Source organism: Actinosynnema sp. NPDC020468 (assembly GCF_040642015.1).
GTDB lineage: Bacteria > Actinomycetota > Actinomycetes > Mycobacteriales > Pseudonocardiaceae > Actinosynnema.
In genome coordinates this window covers 14392-32075 of record NZ_JBFAEO010000041.1, presented here as the reverse complement: position 1 = coordinate 32075, position 17684 = coordinate 14392, and the positions used below count along the sequence as shown (strand labels likewise).

General features: G+C 74.4%; 24 protein-coding genes. 14 read left to right on the top strand and 10 right to left on the bottom strand.

Going from position 1 to position 17684, the window contains the following annotated elements; all coding sequences use genetic code 11:
• Positions 1-77: 77 nt before the first annotated feature.
• The 4 genes from AB0G50_RS26160 to AB0G50_RS26145 all read left to right on the top strand — a co-directional run bounded on the left by AB0G50_RS26160 (position 78) and on the right by AB0G50_RS26145 (position 3663).
• Entirely contained in the window at positions 78-881 is an 804-nt protein-coding gene (locus tag AB0G50_RS26160) for a DUF3097 domain-containing protein (RefSeq protein ID WP_360113205.1), read from the top strand.
• 40 nt (positions 882-921) lie between these two features.
• The gene (locus tag AB0G50_RS26155) at positions 922-1347 is read left to right on the top strand and encodes an NfeD family protein (protein WP_360113203.1); all 426 of its coding nucleotides are present in this window, start codon (positions 922-924) and stop codon (positions 1345-1347) included.
• 69 nt (positions 1348-1416) lie between these two features.
• Entirely contained in the window at positions 1417-2535 is a 1119-nt protein-coding gene (locus AB0G50_RS26150; RefSeq protein ID WP_360113306.1) for an SPFH domain-containing protein, read from the top strand.
• A 123-nt stretch (positions 2536-2658) separates the two neighbouring features.
• Entirely contained in the window at positions 2659-3663 is a 1005-nt protein-coding gene (locus AB0G50_RS26145; protein WP_360113201.1) for a hypothetical protein, read from the top strand.
• A gap of 15 nt (positions 3664-3678) precedes the next feature.
• On the opposite strand, the gene AB0G50_RS26140 is transcribed toward AB0G50_RS26145, so the two are convergent.
• The 3 genes from AB0G50_RS26140 to AB0G50_RS26130 form a co-directional block, all read right to left on the bottom strand.
• A complete protein-coding gene (locus tag AB0G50_RS26140; RefSeq protein WP_360113199.1) occupies positions 3679-4347 on the bottom strand; it encodes a hypothetical protein in 669 nt (222 codons plus the stop codon).
• Between the two features lie 72 nt (positions 4348-4419).
• Entirely contained in the window at positions 4420-5793 is a 1374-nt protein-coding gene (locus AB0G50_RS26135; protein ID WP_360113197.1) for an amidase, read from the bottom strand.
• A gap of 25 nt (positions 5794-5818) precedes the next feature.
• Entirely contained in the window at positions 5819-6271 is a 453-nt protein-coding gene (locus AB0G50_RS26130; protein WP_360113195.1) for a DUF1707 domain-containing protein, read from the bottom strand.
• A gap of 100 nt (positions 6272-6371) precedes the next feature.
• Here AB0G50_RS26130 and AB0G50_RS26125 point away from each other — a divergent pair, with 100 nt between their 5' ends.
• A complete protein-coding gene (locus AB0G50_RS26125) occupies positions 6372-7265 on the top strand; it encodes a pentapeptide repeat-containing protein (protein ID WP_360113193.1) in 894 nt (297 codons plus the stop codon).
• A gap of 5 nt (positions 7266-7270) precedes the next feature.
• On the opposite strand, the gene AB0G50_RS26120 is transcribed toward AB0G50_RS26125, so the two are convergent.
• Complete coding sequence (locus AB0G50_RS26120) at positions 7271-7780, bottom strand: CGNR zinc finger domain-containing protein (RefSeq protein ID WP_360113191.1); 510 nt, start codon at positions 7778-7780, stop codon at positions 7271-7273.
• A 199-nt stretch (positions 7781-7979) separates the two neighbouring features.
• On the opposite strand from AB0G50_RS26120, the gene AB0G50_RS26115 reads away from it, so the two are divergent.
• Together AB0G50_RS26115 and AB0G50_RS26110 are read left to right on the top strand one after the other, a co-directional pair.
• Positions 7980-8615, top strand: coding sequence for a TetR/AcrR family transcriptional regulator (locus AB0G50_RS26115; RefSeq protein ID WP_360113189.1), 636 nt, complete (start codon positions 7980-7982; stop codon positions 8613-8615).
• A 25-nt stretch (positions 8616-8640) separates the two neighbouring features.
• Positions 8641-9375, top strand: a complete 735-nt coding sequence (locus AB0G50_RS26110; RefSeq protein WP_360113187.1) for an SDR family oxidoreductase — start codon at positions 8641-8643, stop codon at positions 9373-9375.
• Here the strand turns inward: AB0G50_RS26110 and map are convergent.
• Positions 9335-10129: a type I methionyl aminopeptidase gene (gene map / locus AB0G50_RS26105; RefSeq protein ID WP_360113185.1), complete on the bottom strand. Its 795-nt coding sequence runs from the start codon at positions 10127-10129 to the stop codon at positions 9335-9337. The genes AB0G50_RS26110 and map overlap by 41 nt on opposite strands.
• 51 nt (positions 10130-10180) lie before the next feature.
• On the opposite strand from map, the gene AB0G50_RS26100 reads away from it, so the two are divergent.
• Positions 10181-10438, top strand: coding sequence for a helix-turn-helix transcriptional regulator (locus tag AB0G50_RS26100; protein WP_360113183.1), 258 nt, complete (start codon positions 10181-10183; stop codon positions 10436-10438).
• A complete protein-coding gene (locus AB0G50_RS26095; RefSeq protein WP_360113181.1) occupies positions 10438-11070 on the top strand; it encodes a 50S ribosomal protein L11 methyltransferase in 633 nt (210 codons plus the stop codon). Before AB0G50_RS26100 ends, AB0G50_RS26095 begins: the two co-directional genes overlap by 1 nt.
• Here the strand turns inward: AB0G50_RS26095 and pip are convergent.
• On the bottom strand, positions 11067-12020 hold the full coding sequence (pip, locus tag AB0G50_RS26090) for a prolyl aminopeptidase (RefSeq protein WP_360113179.1): 954 nt from the start codon (positions 12018-12020) through the stop codon (positions 11067-11069). The genes AB0G50_RS26095 and pip overlap by 4 nt on opposite strands.
• Positions 12021-12065: 45 nt before the next feature.
• Between pip and AB0G50_RS26085 the strand changes: the two genes are divergently transcribed.
• Positions 12066-12530, top strand: coding sequence for a MarR family transcriptional regulator (locus AB0G50_RS26085; protein ID WP_360113177.1), 465 nt, complete (start codon positions 12066-12068; stop codon positions 12528-12530).
• A gap of 36 nt (positions 12531-12566) precedes the next feature.
• The gene (locus AB0G50_RS26080) at positions 12567-12695 is read left to right on the top strand and encodes a hypothetical protein (RefSeq protein ID WP_360113175.1); all 129 of its coding nucleotides are present in this window, start codon (positions 12567-12569) and stop codon (positions 12693-12695) included.
• On the opposite strand, the gene AB0G50_RS26075 is transcribed toward AB0G50_RS26080, so the two are convergent.
• A complete protein-coding gene (locus tag AB0G50_RS26075) occupies positions 12692-13624 on the bottom strand; it encodes a WYL domain-containing protein (protein WP_360113173.1) in 933 nt (310 codons plus the stop codon). The genes AB0G50_RS26080 and AB0G50_RS26075 overlap by 4 nt on opposite strands.
• A 90-nt stretch (positions 13625-13714) precedes the next feature.
• Between AB0G50_RS26075 and AB0G50_RS26070 the strand changes: the two genes are divergently transcribed.
• Positions 13715-14119: a VOC family protein gene (locus tag AB0G50_RS26070; protein WP_360113171.1), complete on the top strand. Its 405-nt coding sequence runs from the start codon at positions 13715-13717 to the stop codon at positions 14117-14119.
• A gap of 64 nt (positions 14120-14183) precedes the next feature.
• Here AB0G50_RS26070 and AB0G50_RS26065 read toward each other — a convergent pair whose 3' ends face one another.
• The 3 genes from AB0G50_RS26065 to AB0G50_RS26055 all read right to left on the bottom strand — a co-directional run bounded on the left by AB0G50_RS26065 (position 14184) and on the right by AB0G50_RS26055 (position 15838).
• Positions 14184-14459 (bottom strand): hypothetical protein, encoded by a 276-nt coding sequence (locus AB0G50_RS26065; protein ID WP_360113169.1) that lies wholly within the window; start codon positions 14457-14459, stop codon positions 14184-14186.
• Between the two features lie 15 nt (positions 14460-14474).
• On the bottom strand, positions 14475-14813 hold the full coding sequence (locus AB0G50_RS26060; RefSeq protein WP_360113167.1) for a hypothetical protein: 339 nt from the start codon (positions 14811-14813) through the stop codon (positions 14475-14477).
• Between the two features lie 119 nt (positions 14814-14932).
• The gene (locus tag AB0G50_RS26055; protein WP_360113165.1) at positions 14933-15838 is read right to left on the bottom strand and encodes a LysR family transcriptional regulator; all 906 of its coding nucleotides are present in this window, start codon (positions 15836-15838) and stop codon (positions 14933-14935) included.
• 111 nt (positions 15839-15949) lie between these two features.
• Between AB0G50_RS26055 and AB0G50_RS26050 the strand changes: the two genes are divergently transcribed.
• Positions 15950-16411 carry a hypothetical protein gene (locus tag AB0G50_RS26050; protein ID WP_360113163.1) on the top strand — a complete coding sequence of 154 codons (462 nt, stop codon included), beginning with the start codon at positions 15950-15952 and terminating at the stop codon, positions 16409-16411.
• Positions 16408-17286, top strand: coding sequence for an NmrA family NAD(P)-binding protein (locus tag AB0G50_RS26045; RefSeq protein WP_360113161.1), 879 nt, complete (start codon positions 16408-16410; stop codon positions 17284-17286). The genes AB0G50_RS26050 and AB0G50_RS26045 overlap by 4 nt, the downstream gene beginning before the upstream one ends.
• The last annotated feature ends 398 nt before the right edge of the window (positions 17287-17684 follow it).

The window sequence follows — 17684 nt, the reverse complement described above, 5'->3', positions numbered from 1 at the left end:
GTCGCGGGACGTGGCGACGCCGTTAGCCCCGGCGTGGCATCGGTCATCCGTTCGGGTGACTTCAGTAGGTTGGGCCCGTGCGAGCACAGGACTACGGGCGCGACGTGCTGTCGGGCCGGAAGAAGAAGACCGTGCCCGAGGTCGTGGCCGAGGTGGGCGTGGTGGTCGAGGACCCGGCGTCGGGGTTCTGCGGCGCGGTGACGCGCTTCGAGCACGGCCACGTGGTGCTGGAGGACCGGCACGGCGCGACCCGGCTGTTCCCGTTGCGGCCGGCGGGATTCCTCCTCGACGGCCGGCCGGTGACGCTGGTGCGCCCGGCGCCCGCCGCGAAGGCGCCGACCCGCTCGGCGTCGGGGTCGGTGCGGGTGGAGGGCGCGCCGGCGCGGGTCGCGCGGGACTCCCGGATCTGGGTGGAGGGCGTGCACGACGCGGAGCTGGTGGAACGCGTGTGGGGTCACGACCTGCGCGTGGAGGGCGTGGTGGTGGAGCCGCTGGACGGCGTGGACGTGCTGGCGGAGCGGATCGCGGGGTTCGGCACCGGGCCGGGGCGGCGGCTGGGGGTGCTGGTGGACCACCTGGTCGCGGGCAGCAAGGAGTCGCGGCTGGTCGAGGGGATCCGGGACGCGCACGTGCTGGTGACCGGGCACCCCTACGTCGACGTGTGGCAGGCGGTGAAGCCCGCGTCGGTCGGGATCGCGGCGTGGCCGGTGGTGCCGCGCGGCGTGCCGTGGAAGGAGGGCGTGTGCGCGGCGCTGGGCTGGGGCGAGCCGTGGGAGGGGTGGCGGCGGGTGCTGGCGGGGGTGTCCGGGTTCCGGGACCTGGAGACGCCGCTGCTGGGCGCGGTGGAGCGGTTGATCGATTTCGTGACGGAGCCGGTCTGAACCGGTCTTGTCCGCTCCCGTTTGGTGGGAGGATGGAGAGGTGCCCGCGCTGATCTGGTTGATCCTCGGTGTCGTCCTGGTGGCCGCCGAGGTGCTGTCGGGCGACTTCGTGCTCGTGCTGCTGGGCGTGGCCGCGTTCGGCGCGGCCGGCGCGGCGGCGGTCGGGTTGGACGTGCTGATCTCGGCGGCGGTGTTCGCCGCGGTCTCGCTGGGCCTGCTGATCGGCGTGCGGCCGGCGGTGAAGCGGCGGCTGGCGCTGGGTCAGGGCCACCGCTCCGGCACGGAGGCGCTGGTGGGCGGCACGGCGATCGTGGTGTCCACTGTGGACGGGCACGACGGTAGGGTGCGGATCGGTGGCGAGGTGTGGTCGGCGCGGTCGATCGACCACGAGGTCATCGAGCCCGGCGCCGCAGTCACGGTGGTCGAGATCTCGGGCGCGACCGCCGTGGTGATGTCCGGTGCCTGAGTGGAGGCGGAGTTGACCACCATCACGCTGATCGTGATCGCGGTAGTCGTGCTGTTCGTGCTGATCGTCATGGTCAAGTCGGTCCTGGTGATCCCGCAGGCCACGGCCGCGGTGATCGAACGGCTCGGCCGGTACCGCACGACGGCGGCGCCGGGCCTGAACATCCTGGTGCCGTTCTTCGACCGGGTGCGCGCCCGGATCGACCTGCGCGAGCAGGTGGTGTCGTTCCCGCCGCAGCCGGTGATCACCCAGGACAACCTGACGGTGTCGATCGACACGGTCGTGTACTTCCAGGTGACCGACCCGCGCGCGGCGGTGTACGAGATCTCGAACTACATCGTGGGTGTCGAGCAGTTGGCGACCACGACGCTGCGCAACCTGGTGGGCGGGATGAGCCTGGAGGAGACGCTGACCTCCCGCGACCAGATCAACAACCAGCTGCGCGGCGTGCTGGACGAGGCCACCGGGCGCTGGGGCATCCGGGTGGCGCGGGTGGAGCTCAAGGCGATCGACCCGCCGCCCTCGATCCAGGACTCGATGGAGAAGCAGATGCGCGCGGACCGGGAGAAGCGCGCCATGATCCTCAACGCGGAGGGCCAGCGGGAGGCGGCGATCAAGACCGCCGAGGGTCAGAAGCAGTCGCAGATCCTCTCGGCCGAGGGCGCGAAGCAGGCGGCGATCCTGTCGGCGGAGGCGGAGCGGCAGTCGCGGATCCTCAAGGCGCAGGGCGAGCGCGCGGCCCGGTACCTCCAGGCGCAGGGTCAGGCCAAGGCGATCGAGAAGGTCTTCGGCGCGATCAAGGCGGGCCGGCCGACGCCGGAGGTGCTGGCCTACCAGTACCTCCAGACGCTGCCGCAGATGGCGCAGGGCGACGCGAACAAGGTGTGGATGATCCCCACCGACTTCGGCAAGGCGCTGGAGGGGTTCGCGAAGATGCTGGGCGCGAAGGGCGACGACGGCGTGTTCCGCTACGAGCCGCCCGCCTACGAGCCGTCGACGGCGCCGGAGGAGGACGACCCGGCGGTCGCGGACTGGTTCGACACCGCGCCGGACCCGGCGGTGGCCGAGGCGGTGCGCGCGGCGGAGGCCGTGGCGCGCAAGGAGGTGCCCGGTCCGCTGGGTCACCACTCGCTGGAGGGTCCGCTGGGCGGGCTGCCGGGTGAACTCCCGGGGTCGTCGCAGGTGTGATCTTCGCTCGTGTTCCTCGGGACGGCGGCCTTCGGGCCGCCGTTTTCGCATGTCCGGCCCCCAGTTCGGTCACGGAGGGTGGCGGCGTCACCCGTTCGTGGCGGGTGGGGTTGGATGTGCGAGGTGAACGAAGCGTTACCGGGTCGGGTGGAATTCGTGCTGTCCCGGACCGAGGAGTCGTGGTCGTGGCGGTGGGCCGGGTTGGCCGCGGTGGTCGCCGAGCTGTCGGACCTGGTGCGCCGCGGCACCGGCCGGGTGGTGGTGGAGCGGGTCGTGGAGACGCTGGTCGTCGCGGTGGCCGCGGACCGGGAGCACCGGGTCCCGCTGGCCGGGCTGGTGGACCGGGTGCTCGATCTGCACGTGGTGGCGTGCGTGGGCGAGCCGCCGGACCCGGTGGCGTTGGCGGACTGGCTGCTGCGCGTGCAGGTGGACTTCGCGGAGTCGCCGGAGGTGCGGCTGGCGCCGTACGCGACGGCGTTGGGCGCGGCGGGGTTGGCGCGCTACCGGCGGGAGGCGGTGTCCCGGTTCGCGCCGCTGCCGGTGGTGGGTTTCGGGGTGCCGGGCCGCTACGACCGGACGCGGTGGGCGTTGTTGCGGGTGATGGAGGAGTTGGCCGAGCACACCGGTGACGTGGACCTGCACGTGCTGGTGCTGGGCAAGGACCTGTCGTCGGGGTGGCAGTACCTGCGGGTGGCGACCGCGTTGCGGGACGCGGGCCGGTCGCGGGAGGCGGTGGAGTGGGTGCGGCGGGGCGCGGAGGCGACGTCGTGGCGCGGGGCGGCGGCCCGGCTGGTGGACCTGGCGGTGGACGAGTGCCTGCGCGTGGGGTGGATCGAGGAGGCGTGGCGGTGGCGCTGGGACGCCTTCACCGGCCGCCCGGCCGCGGACACCTACGCGCGCCTGCGCTCCCTGTCCGGCGACCGCTGGCCGCGGGTCCGCGACCGCGCCCTGGCCCTGCTCCCGCCGGCGGAACTGCGCGCGGTGCTGTCCACCGAGTTGTCCGCCGCCCACGGCACCCGCGTCCACGAGTGGCTGGCCCGGGCCGTCGACCTGCTGGGCCCGGAGGCCGCGCTGCTGGGCCCGGAGGCCGCGGCCACCCTGGCCGCCGAGCTCGCCGACCGCGGTTGACCGTCGTCGCGGCGGTCAGTCGAGGGGCGGGCGCACGAGGTCGAGGCGCACCGGGGTGACCGCGTCCCGGACGGCCGAGACCACGGCGGCGTCGAGGCCGAACCCGCCCTGGCCGTTGCCGGAGGCGAAGCTCACCCGGACCTGCCTGCCCGCGGTGTCCCCGGACAGCGCGTGGAGGATCGCGGCGCCGATCACCGGGTCGACCCGGTCCTCGTCCACGAGGTGGACCAGCCGTCCGGACCGGGGCGCGCCGCGGTCGGTGACCTCGACGTCGTACCACTTCCGGTAGGGCGGCTCCGGCTCGTCGGTGTCGGCCGGGCCGGGCGGGTAGACGTCGAACACCACGTCGACGCCCGTGTCCGCCATCGCCTCCCACGCGGACCGGGGCACGACCGCGCCCACCTCGAGGTCGTCGAAGGCGAAGTAGCCGACGAACACGTCCACCCGCGCGTGCTCCAGCACGCGTGCCACCCGCTCGCGGCGGGCGCGGAGGAAGTCCACGACGGGTTCGACCGCCTCGAACCCCTCCCACCACTCCGGCGCGGGCGACCAGTGCCACACGGTGGCGTCGGGCCACACCCGGTACCCGGTCGGCTCGACGCCCATCACCCGGGTGATCGCGGCGACGTCCAGGGTGGGCGACACGACGCGCAGCGACGCCGACGACTCTCCCGCCGCGGTCACGCCCGCGCTCCGACTCGTTCCACCGGCCGAGTCCACCACCCGGCGCAACCCGTTTTCCGCGCCCCCGGGAGGTCAGAGCGGCGGGCGGCGGTCCGACCAGGGGCGGGTGCGTTCGAGTTGGGCGGCGGCGGCCAGCACGGTGTGCTCGTCGTCGGGCCGGCCGACCAGTTGCACGGCCAGCGGAAGGCCGGTGCGGCTGTGGCCGGCGGGGACGGACGCGGCGGGGTTGCCGGTGATGTTCCAGACCGGCAGGAACGTGGTCAGGCGGGACGCGGCGAGCAGCGCGGGCACGGTGGGGCGGCGGTCCCACTCGCCCACGCGGCGCGGCGGCCGGGTCAGCACGGGGGTCAGCAGCAGGTCGTGGCCGTCGAACACCCGGTTGGCCTGGGCGGCCAGGAGGTCGCCGCGGGCCAGGGCGGCGCGCACGACCGGCGCGGGCAGCGCGCGGCCGAGGGCGGCGACGCGGCGGGTGCGGCGGTCGAGCCGGTCGGGGCGGTCCAGCGACGCCTCGCCGAGCGCCGCGCAGTGCAGGTAGCGGGCGGCGAACGCGGCGGACCCGGCGACGTCGTCCATCTCCGGGTCGACCCGGGTCACCTCGTGGCCGAGGTCGGCGAGCAGGTGCGCGGTGTCCAGCACGGCGTCGCGGACCTCGTCGGACAGCGGGATGCCGGGACCCCAGGTGCGCAGCGACACCGCGACGCGCAGCCGGCGGGGGTCGGCGGCGGCCGCGGCGGACAGGTCGGAGCCGGGCGCCAGCACGTCGAGCAGCAGCGCGGCGTCGCGGACGTGCCGGGCGAGGGGACCGGCGACGACGAGCCCGGTCCACAGGTCCGCGTCGGGGGCGAGCGGCACCCGGTCGCGCTGGGGTTTGAGGCCGAACACGCCCGTGCACGCCGACGGGATGCGGATGGACCCGGCCCCGTCGGTGCCGACGGCCGCGCCCACGAACCCGGCGGCGACCGCGGCCGCGGACCCGCCCGAGGAGCCGCCGGGGGTGTGCTCGGGCGACCACGGGTTGCGGGTGGCGCCGGCCCAGCTGGACTCGGTGTGCGGCCACAGCCCGAGTTCGGGCATCCGGGTGCGGCCCAGGACGACGGCGCCGGCGGCGCGCAGCCGGGCGACGACCTCGCAGTCCCGGTCGGCGGCGCGCTCGACGGCGGCGGTACCGCGGGTGGTGGGCAGCCCGGCGATCGCCAGGTCCTCCTTCACCGCGACGGGCACGCCCAGCAGCGGCAGGTCCTCACCGGCGGCGCGGCGCGCGTCGGCCTGGTCGGCCTCGGCGAGGGCGCGGCGGGCGAACACGACCCGGAACGCGTTGAGCCGCCGGTCGTGCCGCTCGACGCGGCGCAGGCACTCGGCGACGAGGGCGGCCGAGGTGGTCGCGCCGGCCCGCAGCAGTTCGGCCTGGCGCGCGGCGCCGGCGAAGCAGACGTCGACGAGGTCCATTCCCGCACCCTAGGGCAGAGCGGCGTCAGGTGGTCCGGTGACGCGCGCGGTGGCGCAGCACGAGGAACGCGATCAGCAGCACCGGCCACGGGAACGGCAGCGGGGAGGCGATCCAGGCGACCACCAGGACCAGCGCGAGCACCGCGGGCAGCGGCGGCCTGCGCCGTCCGGACGGGCCGCGGGCGACGGACGCGGCAGCGGGCGGGAACGGCGCGGGCAGGTCGGCGGTGAGGACCTCGAGGTCGGCCCGGTGGACCGCGGCGTAGGCGGCGGTGATCCGCTCCTCGGCCTCGCCGAGCCCGAGCCTGCCCTCGCCGACGGCGTCGCGCACCCGGGCCACGACCCGTTCCCGCTCGGCGTCGGAGGCCCGCACCCCGGGTGCCGGCGGGTAGGCGGGAGGCGGGAGGTGCGGGGTGGTGACGTGGGGGCCGGTGTCGGCGATGTCCGGTTCGGGTGCGTCGGCGCGGGGATCGGTCATGGTGTCGATGGTCCGCGTTCCGCAGGGCACCGGCGTCGGGCGCGAAGCGGCGACCGGCCGTACGTCCGCCGACGTACGCCGGTGGGGGCATGATCGGGGTATGTCCGGTACCTGGATCGCGGTCGCGGCGGCCGTCGTGGTGGTCGGTGTGATCGTGTTCCGCCATCACCGGCAGTCCCGCGCGGAGACGTTGTTGGACGAGCACGCGCGTCGCCGCACGGCCGCGGTCGCGCCGCCGTCGGTGACGCCGGTGGCGCGGTGGCGGGAGGCGAACCGGCTGTTCCGGGCGGGCGATCCGCGCGGGTTGGCGCTGCTGGCCCGGATCGGGGCGGCGCTGCCGCGGCGGCGGCAGGCGGTGGTGGACTCGTGGTTGGCGGCGCTGCGGGGCGGGGTGTCGCGCGGGTTGGACGCCCGGTGGCGGCGGGCGGTGCAGGCCGAGCTGGTGGCGCACCTGCGGCCGGGCGCCGGGTACTGGCCGGGGATGGACCTGCGGGCGCCGGGCGCGATCCTGGTGGACCTGGACCTGTCGGGGTGCCGGGTCGGCGAGGTCGACTTCTCGGGCGCGGTGTTCGTGGGCGACGCGCGGTTCACCGCGATGACGGTGACGGGCTCGGCGGACTTCTCGGCGGCCCGGTTCCTGCGGCACGCCCTGTTCGGCGAGGTGCTCTTCGCCCGGTCGGCGGCGTTCGTGCTGACGGTGTTCTGCGGCAACGTGGTGCTGCGGCGGGCGCAGGTGACCGGTGACGCGGCGTTCACCGACGCGAAGATCTCCGGGCGGGCGGACCTGAGCGGGGTGGAGTTCACCGGCGCGGCGGACCTGCGGCACGTGTTCTTCGGCGGGCGGGCGCTGTTCGCCGACGCGGTGTTCGGCAAGGACGCCTACTTCAACGGCTCGTGGTTCCGGGGCCGCACCGACGTGGGGTCGGTGCTGGTGGGCGCGACGGCGGACTTCGAGGCGGTCCGGTTCGGGCACCGGGTGACCCGCCAGGGCTGATCCGGTCAGGCACGCTTGCGGTGGCGGGCGACCTGTTCGCGGTTGGCGCACCGGGTGGAGCAGTAGCGGCGTCGGCCGTTGCGGGAGGTGTCGACGTAGACGACGCGGCAGCCGGGCGCGGCGCAGCGGCCCAGCCGGTCGGGCGCCTCGCAGAACAGGTGGGCCACGCCGGAGGCGGTGAACGCGCGGACCCGGTCGGGGGTGGGCGCGTGTTCGGGGGCGAAGTGCAGGTGGGGTGCGCGGCCGTCGTGGGTGGAGAGGTAGGGGCCGGTGGCGGCGTCGGCGAGCAGCGCGTTGAGCCGGGCGATCGAGTCGGGCGCGCGGTCGAACACCGGTTCCAGCCGGCGCGCCCAGGCGAGCACGGCCGCTGCGCCGGCGGTGTCGAGGTCGCGGACGGGCGCGTAGTGGTGGGCGTGCAGCAGGGCGACCAGGTCGGCCGGGGTGCTCGCCGGGTCGGCGTTGACCAGGGCGGCGGCGAGGTGCGCGGCCGCCCCGCCGTAAGGGTTGAAATGCACTGAACCATGACAGCACGCTGGGTGCCGTGACCACCAGATGCCCCTCCTGCGGCTGGCCCGCCGGTGACCGCGCGTATCCGACGTCGACTCACGGACGGGTGACCTACGTCCGTTGTGTGTGCGGAGTGTGGTTGATCGAGCAGGACGGCGAGGTGGTGGCGTCGGCGGGCCCGCGGAGATCGGCTAGTGTCCCGTCCCCGTGACGACCACCCGCCGTGACCTGCTGTGCGACTGCGCGATCGCGGTGCTGGCCGCCGAGGGCGGCCGGGGACTGACCCACCGCGCGGTGGACCGGGCCGCGGGCGTGCCGACCGGCACCACCAAGAACTACTTCCCGAGTCGTGACGCGCTGTTGGGCGGCGCGGCGCGGCGGATGACCCGGTTGCACGAGCAGGCCGTCACCCGGTTGCGCGAGACGACACCCGAGCGGGTGTCGCCCGCGGAGGTGGGGGAGTTGTACCCGGCGTTGCTGCGCCGGTCGTTGGAGGACCCGACGCGGCTGCTGGCGATGGCCGAGCTGTACCTGGAGGCGGTGCGCCGCCCGGCGGTGCGCGCGGAGCTGGGTCGGATGGCGGTGGCCAACGCGGAGGCGGGCGCGGGCCTGCGGTCGGCGGCGGGCCTGGCAGGCGGCACCCGGGACGCGGGCGTGCTGGACGCCTACTTCCTGGGCGTGGCGGTGTCGATGCTGGCGCTGCCCGCCGAGTCGCTGCGCGAGGTCGGCCTGGACGACCCGTACGAGCTGGGCCTGGGCCTGTTCCAGGCGGTGGTGCCGGGCCACGCCCCCACCGACACCGCCACCGTCGCGGGTGACGCGGCGGATCACTCGTCGGGGTGATCGGCGGCTGGGTAGGTTCGGCCCCATGACGATCACCCCGCGACCGGCCGGGCACCTGACCGTGGTCACCGGAGGCAGCCGCGGCATCGGCGCGGCCACCACCCGGCTGCTGGCCGCGCGCGGTCACCGCCTCGTGCTGGGCTACCGCGTCGCGCGCGAGGAGGCCGAGGCCCTGGCCCGGGAGGTCGACGGGCTGGCGGTGCGCGCCGACGTCGCCGACGAGCACGACGTGGACGCCCTGTTCGACGCCGCCGCCCGCCTGGGCCGGGTCACCGGGGTGGTGATCAACGCGGGCATCACCAGCCCGGCGGGCCCGCTGGCCGACACCGCCACCGCCGACCTGCGCCGGGTGGTCGACGTCAACGTCACCGGCGCCCTGCTGTGCGCCCGGCGCGCCGCCCGCGACCTGGACCGCGGCGGCGCGATCGTCGCGGTGTCCTCCGCGGCCGCCACGCTGGGCAGCCCGGGGGAGTACGTGCACTACGCGGCGAGCAAGGCCGCCGTGGACGCGATGACGATCGGGCTGGCCAAGGAACTGGGCCCGCGCGGCGTCCGGGTCAACGCGGTCGCCGCCGGCACCGTGCACACCGACATCCACCGGCTCTCCGGGATGCCCGACCGGCCCGAGCGCGTCGCGCCGCGGATCCCGCTGGGCCGCGCCGGGCAGCCGGACGAGATCGCCGCGGCGATCGCCTGGCTGCTGTCGGAGGAGGCCTCGTTCACGACCGGGGCGGTGCTGCGGGTGGCCGGCGGGCTGTGAGCACGACCGGGCCGTCCTCGGTGATCGCGATCGAGTGCTCCACGTGCGCGGCCCGACTGCCGTCCACCGTGCGCAGCGCCCACCCGTCGGCGGCCTCGTAGTAGCCGTCGCCGCCACCGCGGTGCAGCATCGGCTCGATCGCGATCGCCATCCCCGGCAGCAGCCGCAGCCCGCGACCCGCGCGGCCCTCGTTGGGCACGCCGGGCGACTCGTGCATCTCGCGGCCGATGCCGTGCCCGCCGAAGTCGCCGGGTATCCCGTACCCGCCGGCCCGGGCGATCGCGCCCACCGCGGCCGACACGTCGCCCAGCCGCGCGCCCGGCACCGCCGCCGCGATGCCCGCGGCCAGCGCCCGCTCGGCGGTCTCGATCATCCGCGCGTCGCGCGGGTCGGCCCGGCCGACCACGAAGCTGATGGCGGAGTCGCCGTGCCAGCCGTCCAGGTGCGCGCCGAAGTCCAGGCCCACCAGGTCGCCCTCGCGCAGCCGGTAGCGGTCGGGGATGCCGTGCACCACCACGTCGTTGACCGACGCGCAGATCACGCCGGGGAACGGGGTCGGCGCGAACGCCGGGTGGTAGTCCAGGAACGACGAGCCCGCGCCCGCCTCGTGCAGCACCTGCCGCGCGACGTCGTCGAGCTCCAGCAGCGACACCCCGACCGCGGCGCGCTCGCGCATCGCCGTCAGCGCCTCCGCGACGACCAGGCCGGCGGCCCGCATCGCGTCGATCTCGCCGGGGGACTTCAGTTCGATCACCAGCTGCTCCCAACCGCACCGGGATAGTAATACCGGTATTAGTATCACAGCATGGTGCGTCAGCCGCTCACCCCCTCCGACCGCCGCCGCGGCGAACTCCTCGGCGAACTCCTCCGCCACGCCCGGGGCGACCGCAGCATGGTCGACATCGCCGCGCGCAGCGGCGTCTCCGTGGAAACCCTCCGCAAGATCGAACGCGGCCGCATCCCCACCCCCGCGTTCTTCACCGTCGCCGCGCTCGCCGACGCCGTCGGCCTCTCCCTGGACGACCTGCGCCGCGCCCTCGAACCCCAGCCCCTGACCGCCTAGTGCCCGACCACGCCGCCCTCGTCACCGCCCACCCGCTGCGCCCGGTGCCCCTGGTCCCCGAGGTCGCGCTGCACACCGCCGACGACATCACCGCCCTCTGGGAGACCACCGGCCACCCCGACCCGCCCTTCTGGGCGTTCCCCTGGGCGGGCGGCCAGGCCCTGGCCCGCCACCTCCTGGACCACCCCCACCTCACCGCCGGCCGCCGCGTCCTCGACCTCGCCACCGGGTCCGGCCTCGTCGCCATCGCCGCCGCCCGCACCGGCGCCACCGTCACCGCCAACGACGTCGACCCCGCCGCCCTCGCCGCCACCACCCTCAACGCCCGCGCCAACCGGGTCACCGTCCACACCCGACCCGGCGACCTGCTCGACCACGACCCCGACACCGACGTCCTGCTCGCCGGCGACGTCTTCTACGACCGCGACCTGACCGCCCGCGTCCTGCCCTTCCTGCGCCGCGCCCACGCCCGCGGCGTCGAGGTCCTGCTCGGCGACCCCGGCCGCGCCCACCGCCCCCGCACCGGACTCACCCTCCTCGCCACCCACGACGTGCCCGTGCCGCACGACCTCGAGGGCGTCACCACCCGCACCACCACCGTCTGGCGACTCGACGCCGGGGGAGACCCCTAACCCCGGGCGAACCGGTCCGTCGCCGCCAGCACCGCCGCCGCCATCCCCGGATCCGACGCCGCGTGCGCCGCGCCCGACACCACCACCAACTCCGCGTCCGGCCACGCCCGCGCCAACGCCCACGCCGTCGCCAACGGACCCTGCAAGTCCACCCGACCGTGCACCAACACCCCCGGGATGCCCCGCAACCGGTGCGCCTCCCGCAGCACCACCCCGTCCTCCAACCACGCCCGGTGCGCGAAGAAGTGCGCCGTGATCCGCGCGAACGCCAACCGCCACGCCGGATCCGCCCACCGCGGCCCCGGCACGTAGTCCGGGTCCAGCGACACGATCGACCCCTCCCACGCGCACCAGTCGTCCGCCGCGCGCCGCCGCACCGCCGGATCCGGGTCGTTCAACAGCACGTCGTAGGCCGCCACCAGGTCCGCCGACCCCGCCGGCACCCCCGCCCGGAACCGCTCGTGCTCCTCCGGGAACAACCGCCCCAACCCGCCGTAGAGCCAGTCCAACTCGTCGTGCGCACCCGTCGTGACCGCCACCAGCACCAGCCCGGTCACCCGCTCCGGGAACAGCTCCGCGTACCGCAACCCCAGCGTGCAGCCCCACGAACCCCCGAACACCAGCCACCGCGGAACACCCAGGTGCTCCCGCAGCGCCTCCAGGTCCGCCACGAGGTGCGCCGTCGTGTTCGCCGACAGGTCCGTGCCGTGCTCGGCCGCGTGCGGCGTCGACCGGCCGCACCCCCGCTGGTCCACCAGCACGATCCGGTAGGCCTCCGGGTCGAACTGCCGCCGCAACCCCGGCCCGCACCCCGTGCCCGGCCCGCCGTGCAGCACCACCACCGGCCTGCCCTCCGGGTTGCCGCACGTCTCCCAGTACACGCGGTTGCCGTCACCGACGTCCAACCACCCGTGCGCGTACGGCTCGATCTCCGGGTACACCCCGACCACCCCGCCTTCCCGACCAATTGCAACAGCACTGTTACATTAGCGGTCGTGACCAGCGACTACCTCGGCACCCGCCTGCGCCACCTCCTCGACCGCCTCGACGGCGACGTCGCCCGCACCTACACCGACCTCGGCCTCCCCGGCTTCCGCCCCCGCTACACCCCCGTCCTGCGCCTCGTCGCCGCCGACGGACCCCGCTCCATCCGCGACCTCGCCACCACCATCGGCGTCACCCACTCCGCCATCAGCCAAACCGTCAACCAGATGCGCCGCGAAGGCCTCGTCCACCTCGAACCCGGCACCGACGCCCGCCACCGCATCGTCCACCTCACCGACCAGGCCCGCGCCGTCCTGCCCACCCTCGAAACCGAGTGGCACGCCACCACCGCCGCCGCCCGCGAACTCGACGCCGAACTGCCCCACAAGCTCAGCGACCTCGTCGACGCCGCCCTCCACGCCCTCGACACCCGCCCCATGCACGACCGCATCCGCGCCCACCTCCACCACCCCTGACCCGAAAACCGACCGCACCCACCCGCGGAGGACACCATGGCCTGCCGCATCAGCGAACTCGTCCTCGGCGGCCCCCAACCCACCCTCTTCCTCAACCGCCGCGCCGAACCCGAGGGCAACGAGTTCTGCCTCCTCGAACCCCGCCTCGAACCCCTCCCGACCTAGCCGTACAACCCCGCCAACTCCCGCCCGATCCGCCCCAACTCCACCCGCACCCCCGCACCGTCCTCACCCACCACCCGCACCAACCCACCCCACCCCGCCAACTCCCGCGCCAGGTCCAGGGGAGTGGGCGCACCCACCCGCACCCGCGCCTCCACCGCGTCCACCACCGCGAAATGCCGCCCGAACCGGTGCCCCAACACCTCCACGAACCGCGCCGCCACCACCACCGTCACCCACGACGTCGACCGCCGCGCCTCCACCACACCCACCACCTCCTCCCACGCCACCGCCAGGTCGAACCCCGCCGGCCGCTCGAACACCCCACCCTCCTCGACCACCTCCACCACCCGATCCACCCGGAACGTCCGCCGCCCCTGCGCCGTACCCGCCAGCAGGTACCAAACCCCGTCCTTCTCCACCAACCCCCACGGCTCCACCACCCGCGACGACCGCCCCCGCCGCCCCTCGTACCCCAACCGCACCCGCGCCCGCCGCACCACCGCCCCCTGCAACACCCCCAACTCCGGCCGCTGCGGCCCGTCGTGACCCCACCGCGCCGGATCCACCACCACCGCGCCCGCCGCCGACTCCGCGTCCCGCCGGAACGGCTCCGGCAACGCCCCCACCAACTTCCGCAACGCCGCCCGCGCCTCACCCGACACCGCCGCCGCCGGACCCACCAGCAGGAACAACGCCTGCGCCTCCACCGAGCTCAACCCCGTCAGATCCGTCCGCGCCCGACCCACCAGCCGCCACCCGCCACCACGACCCGGCTGCGGGTACACCGGCACCCCCGCCGACGACAACGCCTCCAGATCACGCCGCGCCGTCGCCACCGACACCTCGAGCTCGGCCGCCAACTCCGCCGCCGTCACCCGACCCCGCGCCTGCATCAGCAACAACACCGCCACCAACCGGTCCGCACGCATACCCGCGATCCTGCCCGGAAAAGTGCGCACAGGATGAGCACTTCACCCACCACAGTGGAACCCGACCGACCACCACGAAGGGACCACACCGTGCTCCGGGGACTCACCACCACCAGCTTCTACGCCCACGACCTCGACGCCGCCCGCACCTGGTACACCGACCTCTTCGGCACCGAGCCCTACTTCGTCGTCCCCGGCGGCTACCTCGAATGGCGCATCGGCGACTACCACCACGAATTCGGCGTCGTCAACGCCGCCTACGCACCCCACGACACCACCACCGGCCCCGCCGGCGCCATCGCCTACTGGTGCGTGGACGACGTCCACACCGCCCACGCCGACCTCCTCGCCCGCGGCGCCACCCCGCACCACCCACCCACCGACCGCGGCACCAGCGGCTTCACCACCGCCTCCGTCGTCGACCCCTTCGGCAACGTCCTCGGCGTCATGACCAACCCGCACTACCACGACGTCCTGCGCACCCTCAAACCCTGACCCACCACACGACCGTGCCCCCGGGAGAACCGACCTCCCGGGGGCACGCCGTCATGCGAGCAGATCAGCAGAACCAGCCGTTCTGCACCCACCCGTCCTGGTGCACGTTCCCGTACGCGTGCCCGAACACCCACTGCCGACTGGGGGAGTAGCGCTGCACGTCGAAGTTGTCACCCGCGTACAACGTCCCGATCACCACACCCGCCGCCGTCGCCCGCACGTACAGGTCACGCGCGCATACCTGCCGCACCTCCGAGGCCGACACCGGACCCGCCGACGCCACCGGCGCGAGCCCGACCACCGCAGCCACCGCCATCACCACACCGAACACCACCCGCACGGTCCCCACCCCTCCTCAGTCGAACGAGAAACAGGAACGCAGCAGGAAACCCCACTGACTGTGGTTGTGCCACAACACATCCGCCGAACGGCCGTCCGACGTCACGTACCGCACCCCGATCCACGTACCCCGGGGGAGCACCACGATCGGATCCCGGTGCACACCACCGCCGTAATTGCCGAACAACGTGGTCGACTCGCACGTGGTGTGCGCCTCCCGCATCGGCACCCACGGATCGCTCACCGTCCCACTGCCGGCCGCCGACGCCGCACCCGGCGCACCCACCAACGCCACCGACGCCAACACCGCGACCACCGCGCCGCGAGCCGACCTCCGACGTGCTTGCACACGCATGAGCAGTCCTCTCTGGACAGGGAAGAGAGCACGACCCGACAACGATTACCAGGACGCCGCGAAACCCGGCAAGACAATCACCGACCACCGGTGCGGGAAAACCCGAACCCGACACACCCTCACCTCGGGAAGTGCTCCACCAGGAAATCCCGCAACACCCGCACCTTCAACGGCACGTGCGGCGACGCGGGGGACACCAGGAACAACGGCCACCCGTCCGTCCGGTACTCCGGCAACACCGCCCGCAACAACCCCTCCCGCACCGCGATCTCACCCACCAACCGGGGGAGCAGCGCCACACCCGCACCCGCGACCGCCGCCCGCCGCACGAACGTGATGTCGTCCGCCGCCAACGGACCACCCACCACCACGTCCACCGCCCCCGCCGGATCACCCTCCCGGTACAACCGCCACCGACCACGACCCCGATCCGGCCGGAACACCACGCACGGCCGATCCGCCAACTCCGCCGGCGACTCCGGCACACCGTCCCGCTCCACACAGGACGGCGACGCGAACAACCCGAAACCCATGTCCTGCAACTGCACCGCCGCCAACGCCGGATGCCGCGGCGCACCCACCCGCAACCCCACGTCCAACCCGGACTCCACCAGATCCGGCGGATCCACCAACAACGTCACCTCCACCCGCACCCGCGGATGCTCCTCCACGAACGCCGCCAACAACCCCGGCAACACCTCACTGCCCACATCCGGCGGCGCCACCAACCGCACCGTCCCCCGCGGCACCTCCCGCTCGTCGAACGCCGCGCTCGCCGCGTCGTGCAACTCCGCCAACGCCGCCGACGCCCGCGCGTAGAACGCCCGACCCGCCTCCGTCGGCGTCACCGCCCGCGTCGTCCGGTTCAACAACCGCGTGCCCAACCGGCGCTCCAACCGCGCCACCCGCCGACTCACCGTCGACTTCGGCACCCGCAACGCCTCCGCCGCCGCGGTGAACCCACCCGCGTCGACCACCCGCACGAACACCGCCACGTCATCGAGCTGCACATCCGGAACGGCCACGCCCGCCATCGTTGCACAACCGCGAACAATGTGTTCGCGAGCTCGGATCTAGTGCTCCGCCGACAACATTCATAGCGTTCCCCCTGTCGCACCCGACACCGGAGGAACCCCATGACCACCAGACCCCGACCCGGCCGGCTCACCGCCGTCCTCCGCAGCGCCCTGCCCGCCTACGCCTTCCCCGCCGTCACCGCCTACCTCAACGCCAAGATCATCCCCGACCCCGACCTCGCCGCCCGCCTCGAAACCGCCTCCTACAGCACCATCGCCATCCCCTCCGCCGCCTCCGCCGTCCTCGTCACCCTCTGGCTGCACAACCGCACCCCACCCGAAGCACCCACCCGAGGCCGAGTCGCCCGCGCCATGGCCCTCGCCGCCCTCGTCTGCGCCGCCCTCGCCGGCGCCGTCAGCGCCGTCCTCATCGCCAACGGCCTCCAGGACCTCTCCGTCCTCCAGTTCACCCTCAGCTCCGCCGTCATCGGCGGCAGCATCTCCGCCCGCGCCTGGGCCCGCTCCCGGCGCCGCACCGCACCCACCACCACGACCGTCCACACCGGAAGGACCACGTCATGATCCTCGTCATCGGAGGCACCGGCACCGTCGGCGCCGCCCTCCTGCCCCGACTCGCCGCCCACCCCGCGCCCGTCACCGCCCTCGTCCGCACCCGACCCGCACACCCCGTCCCCGGCGTCCGCTACCTCGTCGGCGACGCGGGGGAGCCCAACGCCCTGCGCACCGCCCTCACCGGCGCCGAGCAGGTCTTCCTCGCCATGGGCAACGGACCCCGCCAACGCGAGCTCGAACTCGCCGTCGTCGACGCCTCCGCCCGGGCCGGCGTCCACCACCTCGTCAAGCTCTCCGCGCCGGCCACCGACACCGTCGCCGTCGCCCGACTCCACCGCGACGTCGAACACGCCGTCGTGGCCGCCCGGATCGACCACACCTTCCTGCGCCCCTACGCCTTCCACCAGAACCTGCTGCGCCTCGCGCCGATGATCGCCCACACCGGCATGTTCACCGGCACCACCGGCGACCACCCGCTCAACATGGTCGACGCCCGCGACATCGCCGACGTCGCCACCGTCGCCCTCACGACCACGTCCACGCGCGGTCAGTCGCTCGTGCTGACCGGCCCGGAGGCGCTGAGCTACCCGCAGGTCGCCGACCTGCTGACCAGCCTCGGCCGGCCGACCCGGTACGTCGACCTGCCGCCGGAGCGCCTGCGGCACGACCTGGACCGCATGGGGCAGCCGAGCTGGCTGGTCGACCACATCCTGGAGATCCAGAACCTGACCCGGACCCACCGCGAAACCCCGACGACCGCCGTCCGCGCCGTCACCGGCCACGAGCCGCGCGGCCTGGCCGACTTCCTGCGCGAGCACCTGCCGGCCTTCACCTCCCAGGGTGCGGCCCGGCCGGGAGGGGAGCGCCCGATCACCACTACTTAACATAATGTCGATTATCGGCATATCGGCGACCTGCGAAGACAGGCACCTGAGCGGGGTTCGCCGATATGCCGGTCGGTGACGTTCCCGGCGTGCACGCCGACGCGTGTCGGCCTGCGTGCGTCGACACGCGTTGGCGAGGCCGACCCGGGCGGGCGCAGGACGACGCCACGGGGCCGCGGTGAACCGATGGGACCGGCGCGGTGGGCGAGGTCGGACGGGTCGTCCCCGAGGCACGGGACGGGCCGCCGGACCCGGTAGAAACGTCACAGTGACGGATCAACGGTGGTGTGGCCGGGTGACGGCCGGGCGTCGTCGTCCGGCGCGCACCCCGGCGAAGATCATCACCAGGGGCCTCCGGGCCGGCCTGTCGATCACCCCGGTACGCGCCCGGCCGTCCG

Coding starts and splice junctions, on each gene's coding strand:
- AB0G50_RS26130 (WP_360113195.1), bottom strand. CDS start 6,271: ATGACCGATCCCCGCGCCGACGCACCCGAACCGGACATCGCCGACACC.
- AB0G50_RS26080 (WP_360113175.1), top strand. CDS start 12,567: ATGGCCTGCCGCATCAGCGAACTCGTCCTCGGCGGCCCCCAACCCACC.
- AB0G50_RS26075 (WP_360113173.1), bottom strand. CDS start 13,624: ATGCGTGCGGACCGGTTGGTGGCGGTGTTGTTGCTGATGCAGGCGCGG.
- AB0G50_RS26125 (WP_360113193.1), top strand. CDS start 6,372: ATGTCCGGTACCTGGATCGCGGTCGCGGCGGCCGTCGTGGTGGTCGGT.
- AB0G50_RS26150 (WP_360113306.1), top strand. CDS start 1,417: ATGGTCAAGTCGGTCCTGGTGATCCCGCAGGCCACGGCCGCGGTGATC.
- AB0G50_RS26060 (WP_360113167.1), bottom strand. CDS start 14,813: ATGCGTGTGCAAGCACGTCGGAGGTCGGCTCGCGGCGCGGTGGTCGCG.
- AB0G50_RS26050 (WP_360113163.1), top strand. CDS start 15,950: ATGACCACCAGACCCCGACCCGGCCGGCTCACCGCCGTCCTCCGCAGC.
- AB0G50_RS26135 (WP_360113197.1), bottom strand. CDS start 5,793: ATGGACCTCGTCGACGTCTGCTTCGCCGGCGCCGCGCGCCAGGCCGAA.
- AB0G50_RS26045 (WP_360113161.1), top strand. CDS start 16,408: ATGATCCTCGTCATCGGAGGCACCGGCACCGTCGGCGCCGCCCTCCTG.
- AB0G50_RS26110 (WP_360113187.1), top strand. CDS start 8,641: ATGACGATCACCCCGCGACCGGCCGGGCACCTGACCGTGGTCACCGGA.
- AB0G50_RS26100 (WP_360113183.1), top strand. CDS start 10,181: ATGGTGCGTCAGCCGCTCACCCCCTCCGACCGCCGCCGCGGCGAACTC.